General features: G+C 69.0%; 1 protein-coding gene. It reads left to right on the top strand.

All coding sequences use genetic code 11. The annotated features are described in order from the left end of the window. Positions 1-63: 63 nt before the first annotated feature. A protein-coding gene (locus IF01_RS51870; protein WP_445972092.1) for an IS630 family transposase occupies positions 64-1139 on the top strand; the annotation gives its coding sequence in 2 pieces (ribosomal slippage) (positions 64-510 and positions 513-1139; 1074 coding nt in all). The last annotated feature ends 11 nt before the right edge of the window (positions 1140-1150 follow it).

Below are 1150 nucleotides of genomic sequence, written 5' to 3'. Positions count from 1 at the left end.
TACTGAGGTTTTCGTTCTGTTGTCGGTGGTGACAGGTAGTGATCCCTGCGGTATGCCGGTGGTATGCGGTATGCGCAGGGTGGGGGCCTGACCGCTGAGCGGCGGGCGTTTCGTGAACAGGTGCGGCTGGAGGCCGGGGTTCGGTTCGAGGCGGGCGAGAAGACGTCGGTGATCGCCCGTGAGCTGCGGGTGAGCGAGCGGTCGGTGGAGCGTTGGCGGCGGGCCTGGCGTGAGGGCGGTTCGGATGCCCTGCGCTCGGCGGGTCCGGCGAGCGTGCCGAAGTTGTCGGCAGCCCAGTTCGCCGAGTTGGAGACGGAGTTGGGCAAGGGGCCGGCCGCCCATGGCTTCGAGGACCAGCGCTGGACGCTGGTCCGCGTCCAGGCGGTGATCGGCCGACGGTTCCGGATGCGACTGTCGATCGCGACCGTGTGGCGGTTGCTGAAGCGACACGGCTGGTCCTGGCAGGCCCCGGCCCGCCGGGCACTCGAGCGGGACGAGCGCGCGGTGGAGCTGTGGAAGCAGGAGGTGTGGCCGCGGGTAAAAGCACCGCGGCGGCGCTCGGGGCCTGGGTCGTCTTCGAGGACGAGGCAGGATTCGCGATGACGCCGCCGCGCGCCCGCACCTGGGGCCGGCGCGGGCACACGCCCGTGGTCCGGGTCCGGGGACGTTCCCGGCGCAGGATCTCGGTGGCCGCGCTGTGCTGCTACAAGCCCGGCGAGCAGAGCAGGATGATCTACCGGCCCCGCTTCCACATGCCGCTCAAGGGAGCCCGCAAGAGCTTCGCCTGGACCGACTACCGCGACCTCGCCGTCCGGGCACATATTCAGCTCGGCGGCCCGATCGTCCTGGTCTGGGACAATCTCAACACTCACCTGGCCGTCGGCATGAAGCAGTACGCGGCGAAGCACGACTGGCTCACCGTCTTCCAACTGCCCTCATATGCACCGGACCTCAATCCGGTCGAGGGCATCTGGTCACTCCTGCGTCGCGGCCCGACGGCGAACAGCGCGTTCACCGATCCGGATCATCTCACCCGCACCCTCCGACGCGGACTACGGCACATCCAACTTCGACCCGCCCTTATCGACGGATGCCTGGCCGGCACCGGCCTGCGACTCACCCCACCGACTCCACCCTGAAAGCCTCAGTA

Origin of the sequence: Kitasatospora purpeofusca (genome assembly GCF_000718025.1) — a bacterium.
GTDB classification, from domain to species: domain Bacteria; phylum Actinomycetota; class Actinomycetes; order Streptomycetales; family Streptomycetaceae; genus Kitasatospora; species Kitasatospora purpeofusca.
This window is presented reverse-complemented; position numbering and strand designations above follow the sequence as displayed.